The sequence below is a fragment of the Loigolactobacillus backii genome, assembly GCF_001663675.1.
GTDB lineage: Bacteria > Bacillota > Bacilli > Lactobacillales > Lactobacillaceae > Loigolactobacillus > Loigolactobacillus backii.
This window is the reverse complement of record NZ_CP014873.1, coordinates 492,362-512,816: the sequence shown is the minus strand read 5'-3', so window position 1 is coordinate 512,816 and position 20,455 is coordinate 492,362. Positions and strand designations below refer to the sequence as shown.

The 20,455-nt window shown below is 39.9% G+C and carries 19 protein-coding genes, 1 riboswitch and 1 other annotated feature; of the genes, 12 read left to right on the top strand and 7 right to left on the bottom strand.

Annotation, left to right across the window (positions count from 1 at the left end; translation table 11 throughout):
- The first annotated feature begins 163 nt into the window (after window positions 1-163).
- The 5 genes from nagE to AYR53_RS02145 all read left to right on the top strand — a co-directional run bounded on the left by nagE (window position 164) and on the right by AYR53_RS02145 (window position 6,825).
- On the top strand, window positions 164-2,146 hold the full coding sequence (gene nagE / locus AYR53_RS02160) for an N-acetylglucosamine-specific PTS transporter subunit IIBC (RefSeq protein WP_068279612.1): 1,983 nt from the start codon (window positions 164-166) through the stop codon (window positions 2,144-2,146).
- A gap of 214 nt (window positions 2,147-2,360) precedes the next feature.
- Window positions 2,361-2,504, top strand: coding sequence for a hypothetical protein (locus AYR53_RS13480; RefSeq protein ID WP_156520031.1), 144 nt, complete (start codon window positions 2,361-2,363; stop codon window positions 2,502-2,504).
- 3 nt (window positions 2,505-2,507) lie between these two features.
- Window positions 2,508-3,350, top strand: coding sequence for a BglG family transcription antiterminator LicT (gene licT, locus AYR53_RS02155; protein WP_068226068.1), 843 nt, complete (start codon window positions 2,508-2,510; stop codon window positions 3,348-3,350).
- Between the two features lie 114 nt (window positions 3,351-3,464).
- Window positions 3,465-5,369: a beta-glucoside-specific PTS transporter subunit IIABC gene (locus AYR53_RS02150; RefSeq protein ID WP_068279616.1), complete on the top strand. Its 1,905-nt coding sequence runs from the start codon at window positions 3,465-3,467 to the stop codon at window positions 5,367-5,369.
- Window positions 5,362-6,825 (top strand): glycoside hydrolase family 1 protein, encoded by a 1,464-nt coding sequence (locus tag AYR53_RS02145; protein WP_068226070.1) that lies wholly within the window; start codon window positions 5,362-5,364, stop codon window positions 6,823-6,825. The genes AYR53_RS02150 and AYR53_RS02145 overlap by 8 nt, the downstream gene beginning before the upstream one ends.
- 257 nt (window positions 6,826-7,082) lie before the next feature.
- Here AYR53_RS02145 and AYR53_RS02140 read toward each other — a convergent pair whose 3' ends face one another.
- The 3 genes from AYR53_RS02140 to AYR53_RS02130 form a co-directional block, all read right to left on the bottom strand.
- On the bottom strand, window positions 7,083-7,337 hold the full coding sequence (locus tag AYR53_RS02140; protein WP_068226071.1) for a hypothetical protein: 255 nt from the start codon (window positions 7,335-7,337) through the stop codon (window positions 7,083-7,085).
- 240 nt (window positions 7,338-7,577) lie between these two features.
- Complete coding sequence (locus tag AYR53_RS02135) at window positions 7,578-8,240, bottom strand: MerR family transcriptional regulator (RefSeq protein ID WP_068226072.1); 663 nt, start codon at window positions 8,238-8,240, stop codon at window positions 7,578-7,580.
- Between the two features lie 100 nt (window positions 8,241-8,340).
- Window positions 8,341-8,577: a hypothetical protein gene (locus AYR53_RS02130; protein WP_068226073.1), complete on the bottom strand. Its 237-nt coding sequence runs from the start codon at window positions 8,575-8,577 to the stop codon at window positions 8,341-8,343.
- A 306-nt stretch (window positions 8,578-8,883) separates the two neighbouring features.
- On the opposite strand from AYR53_RS02130, the gene AYR53_RS02125 reads away from it, so the two are divergent.
- Complete coding sequence (locus AYR53_RS02125; RefSeq protein WP_068226074.1) at window positions 8,884-9,702, top strand: Cof-type HAD-IIB family hydrolase; 819 nt, start codon at window positions 8,884-8,886, stop codon at window positions 9,700-9,702.
- Window positions 9,703-10,148: 446 nt separating this feature from the next.
- Here the strand turns inward: AYR53_RS02125 and AYR53_RS02120 are convergent, their stop codons facing one another.
- Window positions 10,149-10,526: a DUF1634 domain-containing protein gene (locus AYR53_RS02120; protein ID WP_068226075.1), complete on the bottom strand. Its 378-nt coding sequence runs from the start codon at window positions 10,524-10,526 to the stop codon at window positions 10,149-10,151.
- A 2-nt stretch (window positions 10,527-10,528) separates the two neighbouring features.
- Window positions 10,529-11,374 carry a sulfite exporter TauE/SafE family protein gene (locus AYR53_RS02115; RefSeq protein WP_068226076.1) on the bottom strand — a complete coding sequence of 282 codons (846 nt, stop codon included), beginning with the start codon at window positions 11,372-11,374 and terminating at the stop codon, window positions 10,529-10,531.
- Between the two features lie 508 nt (window positions 11,375-11,882).
- Between AYR53_RS02115 and AYR53_RS13475 the strand changes: the two genes are divergently transcribed.
- Complete coding sequence (locus AYR53_RS13475) at window positions 11,883-12,053, top strand: hypothetical protein (protein ID WP_156520010.1); 171 nt, start codon at window positions 11,883-11,885, stop codon at window positions 12,051-12,053.
- Between the two features lie 142 nt (window positions 12,054-12,195).
- Window positions 12,196-12,879 (top strand): class A sortase, encoded by a 684-nt coding sequence (locus AYR53_RS02110; protein ID WP_068226077.1) that lies wholly within the window; start codon window positions 12,196-12,198, stop codon window positions 12,877-12,879.
- Between the two features lie 978 nt (window positions 12,880-13,857).
- On the opposite strand, the gene AYR53_RS02105 is transcribed toward AYR53_RS02110, so the two are convergent.
- A complete protein-coding gene (locus AYR53_RS02105) occupies window positions 13,858-14,928 on the bottom strand; it encodes a hypothetical protein (RefSeq protein ID WP_068226078.1) in 1,071 nt (356 codons plus the stop codon).
- Window positions 14,929-15,215: 287 nt separating this feature from the next.
- Between AYR53_RS02105 and AYR53_RS02100 the strand changes: the two genes are divergently transcribed.
- Both AYR53_RS02100 and AYR53_RS02095 read left to right on the top strand, forming a co-directional pair.
- On the top strand, window positions 15,216-15,734 hold the full coding sequence (locus AYR53_RS02100; RefSeq protein ID WP_068279620.1) for an O-acetyl-ADP-ribose deacetylase: 519 nt from the start codon (window positions 15,216-15,218) through the stop codon (window positions 15,732-15,734).
- Window positions 15,735-15,822: 88 nt separating this feature from the next.
- A complete protein-coding gene (locus AYR53_RS02095) occupies window positions 15,823-16,014 on the top strand; it encodes an LBP_cg2779 family protein (RefSeq protein ID WP_068226080.1) in 192 nt (63 codons plus the stop codon).
- 330 nt (window positions 16,015-16,344) lie between these two features.
- Here AYR53_RS02095 and AYR53_RS13470 read toward each other — a convergent pair whose 3' ends face one another.
- A complete protein-coding gene (locus tag AYR53_RS13470; protein ID WP_156520011.1) occupies window positions 16,345-16,503 on the bottom strand; it encodes a hypothetical protein in 159 nt (52 codons plus the stop codon).
- Window positions 16,504-16,594: 91 nt separating this feature from the next.
- A riboswitch (SAM riboswitch) is annotated at window positions 16,595-16,698 on the bottom strand.
- Between the two features lie 95 nt (window positions 16,699-16,793).
- Here AYR53_RS13470 and AYR53_RS02090 point away from each other — a divergent pair.
- Together AYR53_RS02090 and metE are read left to right on the top strand one after the other, a co-directional pair.
- The gene (locus AYR53_RS02090) at window positions 16,794-17,606 is read left to right on the top strand and encodes a Cof-type HAD-IIB family hydrolase (protein ID WP_068226081.1); all 813 of its coding nucleotides are present in this window, start codon (window positions 16,794-16,796) and stop codon (window positions 17,604-17,606) included.
- A gap of 154 nt (window positions 17,607-17,760) precedes the next feature.
- Window positions 17,761-18,009 (top strand) — a binding site (T-box leader).
- A 49-nt stretch (window positions 18,010-18,058) separates the two neighbouring features.
- A complete protein-coding gene (metE, locus tag AYR53_RS02085) occupies window positions 18,059-20,350 on the top strand; it encodes a 5-methyltetrahydropteroyltriglutamate--homocysteine S-methyltransferase (protein WP_068279623.1) in 2,292 nt (763 codons plus the stop codon).
- Window positions 20,351-20,455: the final 105 nt, after the last annotated feature.

Below are 20,455 nucleotides of genomic sequence, written 5' to 3'. Positions count from 1 at the left end.
TTACCAATAGTACTAAATGTTGGTTGAAAACGATTTTCTAGTCTAAATGTCTCAAACTGATGTTAGTTTTTAATATTGGTATACTATCTATTATATCAATTATGGCTTGCTTTCATTACTTTCTTTCATTAAAATGTCTACGTATAAGAGAGAGGGAATGAAAATGAAGACGTACTTTCAGCGAATTGGACGTTCATTAATGTTACCCGTTGCTGTTTTGCCTGCAGCAGCGATTTTAGAAGGTATCGGTCATATGCTGCCAAAGAATTGGGCAATCGCACAATTCTTGCAAGTTGGTGGAACGGCCATTTTAAGTTATTTGTCGTTACTGTTTGCTGTTGGTTTGGCGTTTGGCATGGCGGAAGATAAAGATGGGGCGGCCGCATTAGCGGGTGTGGTTGCCTATATTGTGCCGCGTTACATATTGATGCCAAAGAACGTTGCTTTATTGGAAGGGATTAAGGTAAGTCAGGTAGCACCAGCATTTACCGCAATCACTGATTCAAACGTTTTTATTGGTATTGTGGCTGGCCTGGTTGCAGCGGCGATGTATAATCGTTTTCATAAAGTTAAGTTGCCAATGGCGATTTCATTCTTTAGTGGTAAGCGATTAGTTCCCATTATGTCGGCCTTGAGTATGTTGGTCGTTACGGCGATCCTATTATTCGTTTGGCCGGTTGTCTACACTGCTTTAATTGCCTTTAGTAAATGGATGGTTGGACTTGGGCCGATCGGTGCCGGACTTTATGGATTCTTCAATCGGCTATTGATTCCAACTGGCCTACACCAGGCGTTAAATTCAGTTTTCTGGTTTAACGTTGCTGGTATTAATGATATTGGTAATTTTTGGGCAGGTACTGGGGTCAAAGGTGTTACCGGTATGTACCAGGCTGGATTCTTCCCGGTGATGATGTTTGGTTTGCCGGCCGGTGCCTATGCGATTTATAAAAATGCCTTACCTGAGCGTAAAGCAGAAACAAAGTCATTGATGATGGCTGCTGGTTTTGCCTCTTTTTTTACCGGGGTCACTGAACCACTAGAATTTTCTTTCATGTTTGTGGCTTGGCCACTTTACTTGTTACACGCCGTTTTCACTGGGTTGTCACTAGCGTTTGCAGCATTTATGCATTGGACTGCTGGGTTTGCGTTTAGTGCTGGGCTCGTGGATTATCTACTCAGTTTTAGAATGCCCCTAGCAAACATGCCTTACATGTTATTGGTTCAGGGTGTTGTGATGGCCGTTATTTATTACTTTGGCTTTAATTTTGCAATTCAACGATTTAATTTGATGACGCCAGGTCGTGAGCCGTTAACGGATGCGGATGAATTAGTGGATGATGACCCTGACGATGATAAATTTACCCGCCAGGCTAAACGAATTTACGCCGCAATCGGTGGCAAGGATAATATTAAGGTGATTGACAACTGTACAACGCGGTTACGATTACAATTACAAGATACAAAGAAAGTTAATCAACCAGTTGTTAAAGCTGCCGGTGCCGCCGGAATCAACGTTTTGGATCAACATAATATTCAAATCGTCATCGGTACAGAAGTTCAATTTGTTGCCGACGCCTTAAGCCAGTTATTTAATACCGGAGCACCAATGAGGGCCTTAGCAACCTCGGCCGAACCTGTGGCAAGTGCCAGTGTGACAGCAACGCCAGCAGCTAAAGTAAAAAGCGTAACGGAAGACTTCTACGCGGTGGCTAGTGGTGAGGCAATGTCGATTACCAAAGTTGCTGATTCTACCTTTGCGCAGAAGATGTTAGGCGATGGCTACGCAATTGAACCAACCTCTGGGCAGATTGTGGCGCCAGTGGACGCTGAAGTCACGAGCATTTTTCCAACTAAACATGCGATTGGCTTCAAAACTGCTGCTGGGTTAGAAGTTTTACTTCATATGGGAATTAATACAGTTGAGTTAAAGGGAGCGCCATTTACGATTGCAGTGACTGAAGGGCAAAAAGTGAAACACGGTGATTTAGTTGCTACGGCCGATTTAGCGGCAATTAAGGCCGCCGAAAAGGAAACAACAATGATGGTTATTTTAACGAATATGCCACTGGTTGCTAGTGTTGACCTTAAACAAGAATCGGGTCAAATTGAGGCAGGTCAAGCTATTGCCGAAGTATCAACAAAATAAAGTAGCCATAAAAAATTGATTTAAAATTTAAGGGAATTAATTATTAGGTTTTTAGATGTTAGTGCGCCAAAAAGACAGACTAAAAACGAATAATTGGTTCTTTTTTTTGTAGGAAAGCACTTAATAAATAGGAAGAAAAGGCTTTTTTAGGATTTTAATTGTGATGAAAAAATTGTTCTAAACCATTGCAATCAATTTTAGGATGATTTAAACTGTGTTTACAGATAAAGGATTGTTACCGCAGATTATGTGGGCAAAACCTGATAAGCCAGTTGTTAGCCGTAATGAAAGCGGTTATCCAACTGATTTTATCAGGCTTTTATACTTTTTGGGTAAACAATCTATTCAGGGGGAGTGATTCATGAAGATTAAAAAAATTTTCAATAATAATGTATTACTCGCTGAACAGGATCATCATGAAGCTGTTTTGATCGGTAAAGGTTTAGCATTCCAGAAAAAAGCAGGTCAGGAAGTTGATGAAACTAAGGTTAGCAAAATCTATGCACCAACAGAAGAAAAATGGCTTGGTATTTTTCGAGATTTGATGCAGGATATTTCACCTGAATATTTTGAAGTTTCTTCGCAAATTATTGAATATGCAGAGCAACTATTGAATACGAAATTTAATGAATACCTGTTGATTGCACTTACCGATCACATTCATTTTGCGATTGTCCGGCAAAAAAAGAAAATTGTGATTCATAACGAAATGCTTTGGGAAATTCAACGGATATACCAGCAGGAATACTTGGTTGGACAACGGGCGCTGGAGATTATTCAGCAAACGTTTAATATTCAACTACCTGATGATGAAGCCGGGTTCATTGCCTTTAAATTTGTTGAGAACAGCATGGGCCGAGGCAATGAAGATGAGACGTTAGCGATGACCAAGTTGATTAACGATGTTTTAAATATTGTCAAATATCAACTAAAGATTGATTTTAAAACTGAGTCAATTAGTTATCAGCGGTTCTTGGTTCATTTGCGCTTTTTCGCGGAACGAATTACTAAAAAGGGGCCGGTAGTCGATAAGACGGATGATGACCATTTCTTATTTGACCATATTGCCCAGAAATATCCTGACGCATTCACTTGCGTTGAGAAGATTAAAGCATTTATTGAGCAGTCAATGAACGAAACGATTTCAATGAATGAACAAGTCTACCTCACAATGCACATTCAGCGTGTGGTGGATGAAGGATAATTTTATAAGTAACGGGATTGTAACTAATTCGATTAGGCAAAACCCAAATATGTAGTTGCTTGTGTCAGGGCAACTGGATATTTGGGTTTTTATTATTTTAGAGAGGTGATCATTTTGGATTATAAAGCATTAGCTGGTGAAATTTTAAAAGACGTCGGCGGGAAAGAAAATATTAATTCAGCGTGGCATTGTGCAACACGAATACGGTTTAAGCTTAACTCTGAAGATAAGGCACAAACTAAAAAGATTGAGGATTTAGATGGTGTTATTACCGTCGTTAAAAGTGCCGGCCAGTACCAAGTCGTTATTGGTAACTCGGTTGCCAAAGTGTTTGACGAATTAGCGGATCAGGCCGGAATTGATAATCCAGATGACGCTACGGAGGCCCAAGCACCAGCACAAGACGACAAGTCTCAATCTAAAGGCAAAAACCTACTTAATCGTTTCATTGCGTTTATTTCAGGTATTTTTACACCATTCTTGGGTGCCTTAGCCGGTGCCGGGATCTTAAAAGGGTTGTTGGCCCTATGTGTTGCCTTTAATTGGTTAACCGTTTCTAGTGGGACGTACAAGATTCTTTACGCAGCCGGTGACTCAATTTTTTACTTCTTACCAATATTCTTGGCCTTCACGGCTGCCAAGCAATTAAAGGTTAACCAGTACGTCGCTGTTGCGTTGGCCACCTCGTTACTCTATCCAACATTGGTTACTGCTGCGACTAACGGTCAAACATTGCGGTTTATGGGCATTCCAGTGGTTCCAACGACGTATACGTCAACCGTTATTCCAATATTGTTGGCCGTTTGGGCATTATCTTATTTAGAACCATTTTTGGATAAAATATTCCCGGATGCCATTCGGAATATTTTCACGCCATTAGTTTCACTAATCATCATGGTGCCTTTAACGTTAATCGTTGTTGGACCAGTTGGTGCGACAATTAGTAATTTATTAGCTAAGGGTGTCTTCGGTATTTATAATTTTGCACCTATTTTGGCTGGAATGATCATGGGTGCTTTCTGGCAAGTCTTCGTCATTTTCGGTGTTCACTGGACGTTTGTCCCGTTAATGATGAATAACATTTCCAAGATGGGCTATGATCCATTGCTGCCAATCTTGAGTGCGGCCGTACTTTCTCAGGCTGGCGCTGCACTTGGCGTTTTCTTGAAATCAAAAGATAAAAAAATGAAGTCATTGGCTGGTTCTGCCAGTGTTACCGGTATTTTTGGTATTACTGAACCAGCTATTTACGGGGTTACTTTAAAGCTGAAACGACCATTTGTTTGTGCCGTTATTGCTGGTGCCATCGGTGGTGGTATTATTGGTGGATTCCAAGTTCATGCTTCATCATTCACACTACCAAGTCTATTGTCATTACCAACGTACCTCGGCAAAGGTTTTATTGGTGAAATTATCGGCCTACTAGTTGCCTTTATTTTGGCCACTGTTTTAACGTACATCGTTGGCTTTACAGAAGATACGAGTACCGATTCTGAGTCAACTAAGGCCGATTTGCCAACTAGCAAGGGAACTGAAACCATCTTAGCACCTGTTGAAGGAACAATTATTCCTTTAACGAGTGTCAAGGATGAAGTATTTGCTTCCGAAGCAATGGGCAAAGGTTTAGCAATTGTACCAACGAATGGCTTAGTTAAATCACCCGTTAACGGGACTGTAACAGCCGTTTACCCAACAGGCCACGCGATTGGTGTCACTTCTAATGAAGGCGCCGAGATTTTGGTTCACATCGGGATTGATACAGTTAAACTTAATGGTAAATATTTTGAAACATTAGTTAAGCAAAATGATGTTATCAAGCAAGGACAATCATTGGTTAAATTTGACCGTGAAAAGATTGCGGATGCAGGTTACGATACAACTGTGATGGTCATTGTTACCAATACTAATGATTACGCAGACGTTAAACCAACTTCTGCTACTGAAGCGAAAAATAATTGGTTGTTAAATTTAAGTGCAAAAACAGAAAATGCAGATCAAGGAGTGGTACAAAATGTATAAGACGACGTTTCCTAAACAGTTTCCAGATGATTTCCTCTGGGGTGGTGCGACAGCCGCCAATCAAGTTGAAGGTGCTTGGAATGTGGACGGCAAAGGTTTAACAACCGCCGAAGTTGTTCGTAAGACAACTGACCGTAAACACATGTCAATGGACGATGTTGACAAGGAGTCGATTCAGGCTGCTTTAGCGGATAAGTCCGCTGCCGATTATCCAAAACGACGGGGTGTTGATTTTTACCATCACTATAAAGAAGATATCAAATTATTTGCTGAAATGGGTTTTAAGGTTTATCGTTTTTCCATTGCTTGGTCACGAATCTTTCCTAATGGTGACGATGCACAGCCAAACGAGGCTGGGTTGGCTTTCTACGAGAAGGTCATCGATGAATTGGCCAAATATGATATCAAACCATTAGTGACACTTTCACATTATGAGATGCCAATTGCTTTGACGTTAAGGCAAAATGGTTGGCTGAGTCGCGATACGATTAAGGCGTTTAATCATTTTACTGAAACCGTCTTTAAACGGTTTAAGGGCAAAGTACCATATTGGTTGACGTTTAACGAAATCAATACCGGAACGTGGGGCTTCCACGCAACTGGGGTGCTGGACAGTCATGAAACGCGAGCAAAGCAATTGCAGATGCGTTACCAGGCATTGCACCATCAGTTTGTTGCAAGTGCCATTGCAACAAAACAGTTACGTGAGATTGATCCCAAGGCTAAAATGGGTTGTATGCTAGCTCGAATGCAAACATATCCTGGAACACCCAACCCAGTGGATGTCCGCGCGGCACAACTTGAGGATGATAAAAACCTATTCTTTACGGATGTTCAAGCACGTGGTGAGTATCCAGAATATATGAACCGTTATTTTGCCGAAAATAAGATTGAAATTAAGATGGCAGCGGACGATGAAGCCATCTTAGCCAAATACCCAGTTGATTTCATTAGTTTTAGTTACTATATGACAACTGTCACTAAGGCGGATGAAGGCGAACAAGTAAACGGAAATATGGCAACTGGTGGCCGGAACCCATATTTACAAGAATCAGATTGGGGCTGGCAAATTGATCCAATTGGTTTACGCGTTACGCTAGATGAAATGTGGGATCGTTACCGAAAGCCACTGTTCGTAGTAGAAAATGGTCTCGGTGCTGTTGATCAATTAACGTCGGACGGTAAGGTGCATGATGATTACCGAATTGATTATTTACGTCAGCATATCCAGCAAATGAAGGAAGCCACTGAAGATGGTGTTCAGTTAATGGGTTACACAATGTGGGGACCAATTGATTTGATCAGCTTCTCAACCTCAGAAATGTCCAAACGGTACGGCTTCATTTATGTTGATCAGGATGATCAAGGCAAAGGTAGCTTAGATCGAATTAAAAAGGATTCCTTCTACTGGTATAAAAAAGTTATTGCGTCAAACGGTGAGGACTTAACTGATTAAGTAATAACTGAAGGTACATGAAAAAACACTACTGAATTTAATTAAATTCAGTAGTGTTTTTTCATGTATTTGGTTTATTTTCGCTAATTGAGCACGTCTAAAACAATTCAGTAATAAAATACCGGCAAAAATTAGGTCAATCTAAACTGCGATTCGGACTTCAGTTTATTTTAGTCCGATCGACACCTTGTCTAATGAAGCAAGCAATGGTCCTCAGTGCAGAAATAGACGCTAAGCAATTTTCCAAATACTTTTAGTTAATTAAGGTAGTCAGGAAAATTATTCTGATCAATCGTATAGTCCCGCTCAACTGGATGGTGACCTAATTTATTAAGAAAACTTTCAATTAAGCCTTGAATAGATACCTGTCGATTAAGCAGTGCAATTGCCTCACTGGTAACAGTAAGCGACATCGTTAACTGACGATGTAATTGTGTAATATTGAAGCGCCGATCTTTGGTTGGGACTTTAATTTCGTTAATGGCAAAGAAGCCGTAATAGTAATTTAGCAAATCAAGCAGACCTCTCTAAATTAATTTAGTATTATTATATGATAAATATATACTAATGATACAAAAAGTGCAATAGTAATCTAATTAATTATTAGAGAACCTTCTTCAAGACACATTAAAAATGTATCTTGAAACTATTTGTTGTTGCTATTCGAAGAGGTATATGGAAAAGTAACTTCTCCGGATAATTTAATGTAAGCGTGTTTAAAAAGTCAGAACTTAACTATTTTTTTAATTCTACTAATCGCGAGAGAACAACCGTGACCAGAAGCCCTTTTTGGTTTCGGTTGATTGAGTTTGCATATCTGCCAGTGTTCGTGGCTTATTATTGGCCTCTGTGTTAGCTGGTGTGGTCGCTGCTGAGTTGGCAGTAGTAGTTGCTTCGCTACTAGTCGTCGACTTACGTACCTCAATTGCCTTCAGCAGGTGTTCGTACTTATCGTTTGTTTCATCTAACTGCTCTTGCAACTTTTTGAGTTGGCCAACAACTTCAGTGTTTTGGTCAGATAGTTGTTTTAATGTATAAAGTACCGGCGCTAAATTATCATTGTCAGTAGAGTTGTCGGGAGTTGCCGCTGAGGCCTCTGCCGGCAAAGTTGATTTTGCAGGAGTTGCAGTGCTACTAGTAGGTGCTTCAGAAATAATCTGTTGACCGAATACTTCACTAATAGCGTTTTTCAAAGTTTTATTGTGTTCTTTTTTTATGATATTTACTTGTGCCAAATCAGTGATATTTTGAGCACTATAGAGACGGCCGTTATTTTGATCACGATGGAAGTAATCAGTTCGATGTGTGACTTTTTCGACTAAACCTGAATAGGAACGCAGGGTTTGCGGACTGATGTCAAGTTGATCTGCAGTTTGACGTGGCGTCTGGTATTCTTCACCCGCAACATTTTTCATTATAATCACCTTTACTCCAGAAATTAGCGCGCTTAAAACGCCGCTTAACTTATTATAGCGCATCAAAAAGCGACTGTCAGGGCTTTTTTGATAAATAGTTTTATTTAGAGTGGGCCTGACGATAAAAACTAATAATAGCCATGACGACAACAAAGAAAAAGCTAAAGAAAACGGCAATTGCCTTAGCGAGGCCTGCTATACCAACAATTTCTAGCGCACAGTAAAGGGCAAAATAGGCAATAACATTAACGAGCAAACTGCCAAGACTATTAATTTTTAGTGTCGTGTAGATACTTACGGCTAAAAAACCAATAATGCAGAGACTAATCAACAACATAGCAAACACCTCAAATTGAAATTTTTATGGTAGAAATATTTTCAAAAGTAGCAAGTCGTTAGTGTACTTTTGACCATTATAAAACAATGATCACTTTCAGCTTAACAGGAATTTTCATTATTTGCGATAATTTTGTAAGTCAGGTAGCGTGTTGGGTTAGTCCGCTCGATATCGTTAGTAATCCTCAATTGCGGAGTAGAAGCTAAACGCTTTTTCCAACACGCTCTAGGAAGTTTAACTCGTTCAATGATTTCAGCAAGGTATGCTAAAATGAATGTAAGCGTGTAATTAATGGAGGAATCTTAAATGTATAAAATGATCGTCTGTGATATGGATGAAACTTTACTAGATAATCAGGCCAAAATTTCAAAGAAGAATGAGCAGGCTATTAAGGCCTTTACGGCACAGGGTGGCCACTTTGTGTTAAACACAGGTAGAAGTTTTTTATCTGTGCAAGATAATCTAAAGCAGCTAGGTTTAATCGATAAGCCGAATCAATACGTGATTGCCTATAATGGTGGTGCCATTGTTGAAAATCGCGCCAACCAGATTCTAACCGTTAATCAAATGCCTTTTGAAACTGTCAAACAGATTTTTGATTACGCCGTTAAACGGAACGTCACTGTTCATATTTACGCCGTTCAAGGTCTGTATATGTGGCGTCCAAGTGACCAAGAACTTCATTATATTAAGCAACGGGTTGCTGATTTCGACATTTTAACATCATCTAATATTGATGGCCTAAAGCAGCAGCCATTGGTTAAAATTTTGTATCAGGCCGATGATCCTGCATTTAGAAAAGAATTAAGCCAAGCAGTAGCTGCACTACTGCCAGATGAACTAACGATTACTTTTTCCTCTAATCGTTACGTTGAGTTTAACCCTGCCGGCATTGATAAGGGAACAGCAACTTTACAGTTAGCTAAGCAATTACGGGTAAAGCCAAGTGAAATTATGGCAATCGGGGATAATAGTAATGATTTGGCCATGTTAAACGCAGCTGGACTCGGCGTTAGTGTTCAAAATGGTACCGCGGCTGTAAAGCAGGCCGCTGGTTACGTCACACAGGCCACTAATAATGAAAGTGGTGTGGCCGAAGCGCTAGAAAAATTTGCATTAAGCTAAAAGAGTGTTTGGAAAAGCGCCCAGGTTCTGAGCATTAGTCTAGATTGACGAATAATTCACGTAGTGGATTATTTGGCGATCGTAACTAAGCGCAGGGACCTGCTTTTTCAAACACGTTTCCAGCAAATTAGAGTGTCTCAAAAAGCGCCTAGGTTCCGAGCATTACTGACGATGTCGATCGGACTAGGATGAACCGAAGTCCGAGTCGCAGCCTAAGAAGGATTTTCTCAGGCAGGCTTAGTTCACATCAATCAAGAAAATAGTGACAGAAGTAATTTCTAAACAAAGTCTGACTAGATGTCCAGTGCGGAAGACTTTAAGGCGGACACTAAAAATACTCCCTGAAATTAATTAATGATCTAAATTCAAGGAGTGGTAATAGTGTTGAAAAATTTAACGTTCTATCTGGAGCCTAATTTATTTACCCATTTAGATTTTAGTTGAAATTATTTGCCTAAGTAACCAATAGCCATCCCGAAAATCAAGATAATTAAAACAATTGTTGTGATCACAACGTAAAGTAGGTCACGTTCTTTAAAAAAGGCGTAAATTGAAACGACAACCCGTAAAACGGGCGTTAGAATAAGTGCAAAAAGACCTAGCATAATGATGGCGTAGGGTTTAAATTGGGCAATTCCGCTAAAGATTGCGCCAAAATGGGTAGGAAAACTACCGGCCGGATAGCCTGATTTACCAGTGATTAAAAGGGCTAATAGACCCACACCAATAATAATAGCGGAGATGATCACGCCAATTTGTAAGATGACACCGATTAACTGTTCAACTTGATTCATTTCTTGTTGCATTTTCGTTGATTGTTTCATAGTTAAATTGTCACCCCGAATCCTTTGAGAACCATCTCAAGGCCCATATAACCAATGATCGGAATAAAGATAATTCGAATCCAGCGTGGCTTTAGGCGCTGCATAATACGCGTTCCGATCGTTGCGCCAAACAAAACACCAAGTGCTAACGGTGCGGCAATCTGCGGCTTAATTGAGCCATTAAAGAAATAAACGGTTGCGCTTGCTGCCGCCGTAACGCCCATCATTAGATTACTGGTAGCACTGGAAGGCTTTAGCGGCATTTTCATGAAAGTATCCATTGCCATCACTTTAAAGGCGCCACTGCCGATTCCTAATAGACCACTGGCGAGTCCAGCACCAAACATGACGGTAAAGCCAGCGGGTACATTTTCAACTTGATAATCAACTTGCTTTTTTAGTGCTTTATCATAGTAGCTACTGTTGAGTCTCAATCGTTGCGCGATTTTGTCAGGTTCCACTTTATGGAGGACCTCGTTACCGGATTTTAATTTGCCGTACATGTTCCAAGCTGAAAATAAAAGGAGTAAGCCAAAAAGAATGAACAAAAAGCCGGTGTGAACAACTCCGACTAGAACTGCACCGATAATTGCACCTACCGTCGTTGCGATTTCAAGAAACATAGCAACTCTTAAATTAAGCAGTTCATCTTTGACGTAAGCGATGGTTGCGCCTGAGCTAGTGGCAATGACGGAAATAATACTGGCACCGATGGCGTATTTAATATCGAGTCCAAAAGCCAACGTGAGAACAGGGGTGATGATAATACCGCCACCAATTCCTAGAATAGCACCAAGAATACCGGCGAGTACGCCGACACAAAGAATGATGACAACTGAGTGAATCATAAGGATTACCTTCTTTACAAAATAATTGCGAAAAATATTACTAAAGTAAGGGTACATCATAAAAATTAATTTTTTAGACATGTATCTGCTAAGGAGTGGTTGAAAAAACGGTTAGATTCTACTCCGCAACTGCAGATTATTACTCTAGAACGTGCGCTAAAAGTTTGGTTCACGGGCCTAACTACGGGAAGTTGCTTTTCCAAACACGGTTCCACTAAATTAGCCAGAGAGAAACTAATAAAGGTAATTTTTAAAAACAACCTAGATAGTTAAATATTTCTAAAAAATAATTCTGAAACCATTATTACAATAGCATAGAGTTTTTAATATTAAAAATTCTAATCAACTATTTTGCTGTATTATGGTTAAGTAATAAGGTTAATCTAAAATGAAGTAAGTGGCATGCAAATAAATTAATGAATCAACGTTAATCCAGTGGTATTTTGGAGTGAAATTTGAATGATCTTTCCACGATGCTCCGACCATTAAGAAAGAAGTGAGAATGTAAATGATGAAAATAATTAAGTTACCGTCACTTTGGCTACTAGCGGCCTGGCTATTTTTATTTTGTCAAAGTTTTTACGCTAATTATAGTTGGTATATCTCGTTAGTTTATGGCATTCTGGTTCTGGTTTGGATTTTTATTGTTATTAAGGATTATCGCAAACTTGGTAAATAGTTCGCAAAGAAAAGCTAGATCAAAATTTAACTAGTTGATGTAGCTTACCAAAGAAGGGGCTTCGGTATTTTTGTTTGAGTATTAGACCGAATACTTACTTTGCGCTAAACTAAAAGGTAATTACAAAAAAGGAGTGCTTAATGTGTCTAAGCGCGTGCGCAATATATTAATAAATACTTTGATTGGCGTATTATTAGTCGTTGGTTTAGTTTTAATCTTTAATGAACCAATTAAGAATTGGGTCATCCAAGAGGTTGGCCAAAATAGAGTAGAGCAAGTAACAAAGACTAAAATCGCTAAAAATGAAAAGAAGAAAACAACCTTTAATTTTAAACAGGTAAAGTCGTTGGGCGTTAATCAAGTGGCCCACGCGGCAGTTCACCAAAATGGGCTCTTAGTGATTGGCAAATTGAGTATTCCTAGCGTAGGAATGCATTTGCCGGTTGTGAAGGGGCTGTCTAATGATGCCCTAGCAACTGGTGGGGCAACGATGAAGTCTGGCCAGCAAATGGGTAAACGAAATTACGCGCTTGCTGGTCATTATATGTTGAATAACGGGACAAACCTTTTTTCACCACTTGATAATATCAAGTTGGGAGATGCCGTTTATTTGACGAACTTGGAGCACGTGTACCGTTATCGGGTAATAATGAAGAAGGTTGTTAATCCTTACGCCACTAGTTTGGTTAATGATGTGCCCGGTAAGAAGATCGTGACGTTAATTACCTGCGCTGATGGTGGGGTTAACCGCCTGGCTGTTCGGGGAAAGTTAGTTCAAGTAACCAAGGCAAATAAACAGACACTGGCTATTTTTAATAAAAAATAACTTGAAAAATTTTTAATGAATTTAATTTAGTGTGTCTAAAAGCAAGCAAATTATGTTTTTTAAGCCTAATTATTTACAACCAATTTTGAAGTTACAGTTTAGTAGAAAAAAGAAAATGAAGTGAAACAAAAGTCGGTTTTGGGTTTACGTTCTAGTGGAGTGTAGCGCTCATATTTAAATTAAATTATATCGCTACTAAAAATAATGCTTATGCCGCTTGCCACTGAATTACACGTGGGCAGATTTAGTCAGGTTTCATTCCGGCGCTGGCGTATGGAACGCGTGGCGCGTTGACAAGCTAATTTTCTTTCCGATTAAAACCATTCGGAAAAGAAAATGGATCTTGTCAATCACGCAAAGTACTAAATGACCACAATTCGGTCATCAAGTACCTTCGACACGGCTGATACACCAGCGCCTCCATTTCACCTTGGCAGTGGTTGAGTTCTAATTATTGACTAATCAGTTGTTTAGTTTAGTACAATTCAGCTTTAATGCTGCACAACTTAACGGCGGCCTTAATTGGCCGTCAACACTGACAGCGCTTAAATGTTCCACTGCGGCCAGATGGAATGTAGGGGCGCGAGGACCAGCTGTGTCGATGATTATTAATGGCGGTTTGGGCCATTTAGAGCCATGTTTCAACTTGGCGATTTATGCCCTTAGTTGAATGGTCATCGTCCGTAACATCTAAGATTTTCGTTCCGAAAATCATCCACTATTGTGAAGTAGAATCATGCGGGCTTGGCGAGATCAACTTTTACCCCCGCTTTGCCCTTATCTGGTAAAAGTTAGCTCGCCAACCCGCCACGCGTTCCGTCCTCGCGCACCGGAATGGAATCTAATCTGTTCAGGCTTGTTCCAGTTAAGTTTTGGCGTTCTGAAAACTAGCTAATAGTTTTAAATATGGTCGCTACGATGCTCTAGAGTAATGATCGTAATAGTAAGGGGCTAGGACTTTTGTCCCGGCCCCATTTTTTACACTGTGATTTGAAAAGTTTCTGGTTGCACACTGACTGACGTTAATAAGTTGCCCGGAATGCCTAATTGTCTGGCCGTAGCGACTTTAGCAAGTAATTCAAAGTAGACTTGCTGTTTTGCTTCGGCCGCAGTAAGCGCAAAATCAGTAAATTGACGACCAGAAAAATAATATTGATATTGGAAACCACTTGTTTTTGGAGAAAGGAAGCCACTTTTTAGCCAGTTATTAAAGTCGGCCTGGTGTTCGGCAGTTACGGTTTGCAGGTGAATAGAAAACGATAATTTATTCGACCTAACTGGGATGTCCGAATCCTGTTTTTGTGGCAATTGAAGTTTGATCTGGTTGAGATCCTGCTGAAAGAGATGGACATCAGTGCTGTTAAATAAATGACGGTCGGAAAAGATAACTGGAAAATGCAATGAAAATTGACCGATTAAGTTAGACTTACAGAAAAATTGGACTGAATTCTTGTCGGATCGTAGTTTGTAGGTCAATTGTTGTTGCCTGAGAAAAGTTAAAAAGTTTTGGTAAATTTGCAGTAATTGTTTGGCGTAATGATAGGCCGGCTTGTCAATCTGGTAATCAGTGATATTGGCAAGTATCGCGGGGACACCAAATAATTTGGCACAAAGTGTGCGGTGATTGCCGTTACCAGTTAAAATGTACTGGTTGCTGTGATTTGATTGAAAATAGCTCATTTCGGCTAAGCCCTCACCATTGCTGGCTGTTTCATTAGAGGCATAAAAGTTGGCGGCACCTGCATATTGGCGAGCATCAAGTACATCGAAATTTTTGCGTAATTTTTTTTCATGAAGTACAGCAATCTGATTTGCTAAGCACAAATGGTCCCAAAATGAAAGGCCGTTGATTCCACGATTGATAGCAACTACTTCTGAAAGTGGCACCAATTTAGTGGCAACTTTTTTCATAGGGCGATAGTAATGGTATAAAAACGTCTCGAGATTATTTTGGTTTGTACTTTTTGCTGTGTGAATTGCCGTCATACTCACACCACGTTCAAGTAAGAAATCACGCAAGTGTGTGCTGCTATCTAAAGGATATTTCACTAATTTATTGCCTCAATTCTATAGGATAAAAATTATGTAGATTTTGAATGCCGTACGATTTAAATGAATATTACTTGGCCCCTGAGTGTAACTAGTGTACTTTTACGGATCACGTTTAACCAGATTCTACCGTAGAAAAATCGTGAGCACAGTTGTTTTTGAAAAATAGATTAACAATGAACTGGGGCCGAATTAAATTTAGTTTAACCTTTTGAAGTAAACTTTGAACAAAAAACGGTACTTGAACTTACTTTGGATTAGAATGAACTTGAAGGGATGGCGGTACCATGGAAATTCAACTGGGTGATATTACGAAATCAAAGGCAGATGCAATCGTTAATGCTGCTAATACTAGTTTACTTGGAGGCGGCGGTGTTGACGGCGCAATCCACCGTGCTGCTGGGCCGAAATTATTGGCCGCTTGTCGCAAGTTTAACGGCTGTCCAACTGGTGAAGCACGAATTACACCAGGATTTTTATTACCGGCCAAGTTTGTGATTCACACACCGGGACCGATTTGGCAAGGTGGGCAGAAGCATGAGGCACAGTTACTTCGAAATAGTTACCAAAATAGTTTGGCGTTGGCTGAAAAATACGCCTGTCAAACGGTTGCCTTTCCATCAATCAGTACCGGAGTTTACGCTTATCCATTAGCTGCTGCGGCTAATATTGCTGTAGCAACTATTCAAAATTTCTTAAAGCAGGCAAAGCAGGTTCAACAAGTGACGATGATCTGTTTTGATGAAGTAACAATGCGTGCTTATCAGAGAGCTCTGACCGATCACTTAAAAAATACCGGTAAATGAGTGATTGTGGTAAACTGATAATTAAGTAGAAGACAATTAATAGTTGAATAGCCGGTGTTTTTAAGCATGAAAGGAAGAGTGTTTTAGAATGAGTGAGCATAAATTAAGTGACTTTGCAGAACAGATTATCCAATATCAAAAGAAACATGATTTAACTGATAATGAAATGGCGTTTTCCAGCCACGTTTCGGTTGAACGGATTCATGATATTAAATCTAATGAAGTCGAACCAAATGCGGACGAAATTCAGCGCTTGAAAGAATTCATGGGTGGAAATTAAAAGGCAGTCTTACTGCAGAATACTTTAGTAAAAATTTACGAAGAACGAGATTCTATCTTGAAATTACTTTCGTGAGTGTTTCTAAATTAAATTAGGTCTCCAAAGGCGCTTAAACTTTTTGTGCCTTTGGAGCCATTTTTTACATAAAAAAAACAGCCACCAAAGTAGTTGGGGTGGCTGTTTTGGCACTCATAAAGAGTGCGGACGTGTTAAACACGTTTCGGACTCGAAGTCCAATAAGGTCTGGCACCTTATATGAGTACTATAGCACGTTTATTTCTGTTTGGATAGTGCAGCGAAGCAGAGCCCAAACGTCCTTCTAAATAAACGCTAGGCTTTAATCGATTTATCCGGTTTATTAGTTGTTGTGTGGCGGGCCAAGGCATCCTTCATTGCTCGCCGAATGAGATTGGCAGTAACATTAGTTGATGGTTGTTCATCTGTTCTAACGGTGATGACTTTTCGAAAATTTTCTTCTGATAAGCGCATGATCTATTCCATCCTTTCTAAATTTGATTTAGAAAATAAAAACGCCCCTTAGCTTGTTAGCCGAAGAAGCGTTTGGAATCTCACGTTTAGCTCCTTATCTCTTCAGCTTGTTGCTGCTGGAATTAGCACCTTGCTCATACAAGTAGGTTGCTGTGTTCTCACCGGGCCAGTTCCCTAAAACACTCTGGATAAGACGTCTTTACTTTTCTACCTTCAGAATAGCAAGTCGGCAGTTGAAATGCAAGCGTTTTTTTCACACGCGTATAATGTAATTGTTGGGGGAATATGAAATGATTAAAATGATTGCTCTGGATCTGGATGGTACGTTATTAACATCGCAACTCACGATTAGCTTACGAACACGACAAATACTTTATCGGCTACGGCAACACGGAATATACATAGTATTGTGTACTGGCAGGGCAATTAATGCAATTGTGCCCTATTTAAATGACCTGAATTTATTTCAAGCGGATGATTTCTCAATCAATTTTAATGGTGCAGTTGTTAGCAACAATGTGACCCAAGAAGCCTTAGTACAGAGTGCGCTTAGTAAAGATGATCTGCGACCATTGTATCGGCTGGCACAAAAAATTCAGGCGCCACTAGATGTACTTGATTTTAAGCGCGTTTATTCACTGAGTGAGTTACCTCAATCGACTTACCAAGCGGCGTTAGGCCAATTACTAGAGTTTGTGCCAACAACTTTTGCAACATTATCGGCGGGCCCTTTTGCTAAAGTCGTTTCGAAAAGTAACGCGAAAATGACGGACCAATTAGCCTTACAAATTCCGGAAACCTTTCACCACCAGTTTCACATTGTGCGCTCGCTACCAAACGAACTTGAATTTCTTAAACCTGGCGTTGATAAGGCAACCGGCCTAAGTCAATTACTGACTCACCTTAATTTATCACCGGCCAATTTAATGGCCTTTGGTAATGAACAAAATGATATTGGCATGTTACAGCTGGCCCAAGTGGGAGTTGTTATGGCCAATGCACCGGCAGCCATTAAAACTTATGGGTCAGCGCTGACAACCAGCAATGATGAAGACGGCGTGGCGGACTTTTTAACACAGTATTTTACTTTCTTAAATAACTGACCATTATTGTTGAGATATGAGTTAAACATCATTCAAAACATTTCTTAAGTTAAATTACCATGAGATAAATGATTTAAACCTGTAAATAATAAAACGTGGTTGACAGAGATAAATGATGATGTTATTCTTTATACATTAATTATGAAAATTAAATGAGAACATGAAGACGAGAAGAGTAGTTGATGAGAACAAGACAAGCGAGTCCTAATTGGTGGAAGAGGACCTTGATCAAGTCGGTGAAGATGATCTCTGAATGGTGTCGTTGAGCAATAGCTAGGCGACAACGGTTGTGCCCGTTAACAGCACGACAGTCTAGGTATCATACTGTACTGTCAGAGTCTATTTTTGCGAAAGAATAGAAAAGTAAGGTGGCACCACGAAATTTAACAGTTTCGTCCTTTGGTTAGGACGAAACTGTTTTTTTATTGGTTAAAAATGAGGAGGAAGTTAATATGGTAAAGAGTAGTAATGCAGGTTATCCACGAATTGGTGAAAAGCGCGAATGGAAGTTCTTACTGGAACATCTGTGGGCAAACAAAATTGATGAAACAGAATTTTTAGAAGGGACTAAAGCACTTCGGTTAGCCAATTTAAAAAAGCAGCAGACTGCCGGTGTCGATTTAATTCCAGTTGCCGATTATTCTAATTATGATCACGTTTTGGATACGGCGGCGGCTTTTGGTGTCGTTCCACAACGTTTTGGAACTTTTACAAGCAAATTGAGTTTAAGTGATTACTATAATATTGCCCGGGGGACTAAGGATGCCGTGGCCGCTGAAATGACTAAGTGGTTCAATACAAACTACCATTACATCGTTCCTGAACTAGATCATGTTCATTTTCAATTACTAGATAATCGATGGTTGACTTATTACAAGGAAGCTAAGGCTGAATTAGGAATTGACGGTAAGCCAGTTATTTTAGGCCCAGTTAGCTTCTTGAAGTTAAGCAAAGTTAATGATGAATATGTTCGTGGTGAATTACTTGATCAGTTGTTGGCTGAACTTTTGCCACTCTACGTTCAGATTTTCAAAGAATTAGCTACTGCCGGTGTTAAATGGGTTCAATTAGATGAACCAACCTTAGCCACCTTAGCGGATAAAAAAGAAATTCAACTTTATAAAAAAGTTTTAGAAGCATTGCATGAAGCAGCTCCAGAAGTTAAAATTTTAGTTCAAACTTATTTTGCGGCCGTTGACTATTATCAAGATATTGTCAACTTACCAGCTGCTGGTTTTGGACTTGATTTTGTTCACGATCATGGTGAAAATCTCAAGGCCCTTCAAACCAATGGTTTCCCTGAAGGTAAGGTTTTGGCCGCTGGTATCGTGGATGGGCGAAATATTTGGCGTAGTGATTTAGCTAAGAAGCAGGAATTAGTCGCCAAGATTGAGCAGGCCGTTAAATCGGATCAGCTTTGGTTACAGGCTTCTAATTCATTACTTCACGTGCCAATCACCGTTAAAAATGAGGCCAAACTTGATCCAGTAATTAAGGGCGGCTTGGCATTTGCTGATGAAAAGATAGCTGAAATTGTAACCTTGACCAAGGGTGCGAATGGTGTAGATATTACGGCTGAATTAGCGGACAGTAAAAATGCATTGGATCGATTGAATCAATCGGAACACCGGAATAACGCTAAAGTTAAGGAAGCCGTTCAAACTATTCTAGCTTCTAAAACGGAGCGTCATTCGACCTATCCACAGCGGGTTAAGGCTCAAGGCGTTTTGAACTTACCGGTTTTACCAACAACAACAATTGGTAGTTTTCCCCAATCACCTGAAGTACGGTCCCAGCGGAAGGCCTGGCGTAAGGGTGATTTATCCAATGAGGCCTACCAAGAATTTCTGGATAAAGAAACGAAGCGTTGGATTAAGATTCAAGAAGATTTGGATATCGATGTTCTGGTTCACGGTGAATTTGAACGAACTGACATGGTTGAATATTTCGGCCAGAAATTAAAAGGTTTCACCACAACCCAAAATGGTTGGGTTCAAAGCTATGGTTCACGTTGCGTTAAGCCACCATTAGTTTTCGGTGACGTTCAGTGGACAAAACCAATCACGGTTCGTGACACTGTTTTTGCACAAAAACAGACTGATCGACTAGTTAAGGGCATGTTAACCTCAGCCGTCACAGTTATTAACTGGAGCTTTGTTCGTGATGATTTGCCAAAGAACCTAGTTGCTGATCAGATTGGTTTGGCTCTGCGTCATGAAGTTAAGGCCTTGGAAGATGCCGGCATTAAGATTATTCAAGTTGATGAACCAGCTTTGCGTGAAGGATTACCGTTAAAGCCACGCTACCGGCAAGAATATTTGGATAATGCAGTTAAAGCCTTCAAGATTACCACAACTGGTGTTAAAGATGAGACGCAGATTCATACGCATATGTGCTATTCTGATTTTGAGGATATCTTACCAGCAATCAGTGCCTTGGATGCTGATGTCATTTCAATTGAATCGTCACGCTCTAAAGGTGAAAGTATCAAAGCCTTTGAACAAACTAAATACGATAAGCAAATCGGATTAGGTGTTTACGATATTCATAGTCCAAGAATTCCTTCAGTTGAAGAAATTGAACAGAATATTAACCGTGCGCTAAAAGTTATTGACGTTCATCAATTCTGGATTAATCCAGATTGTGGTTTAAAGACACGTAAAGAAGCCGAAACAATTCCGGCTTTGAAGAACATGGTTCAGGCGCGCAATAACGTCCGTGCTAAATTAGGCGTAAAAGAATAGTCGAAAATTGAAAATTTAAAGCAGAAATGCGGCAAAATGAATTTTGTCACAGCAAAAAGGACACCGTCTGGGGAGAGGGTGGCTATACTCCTACTTAAGTAGACA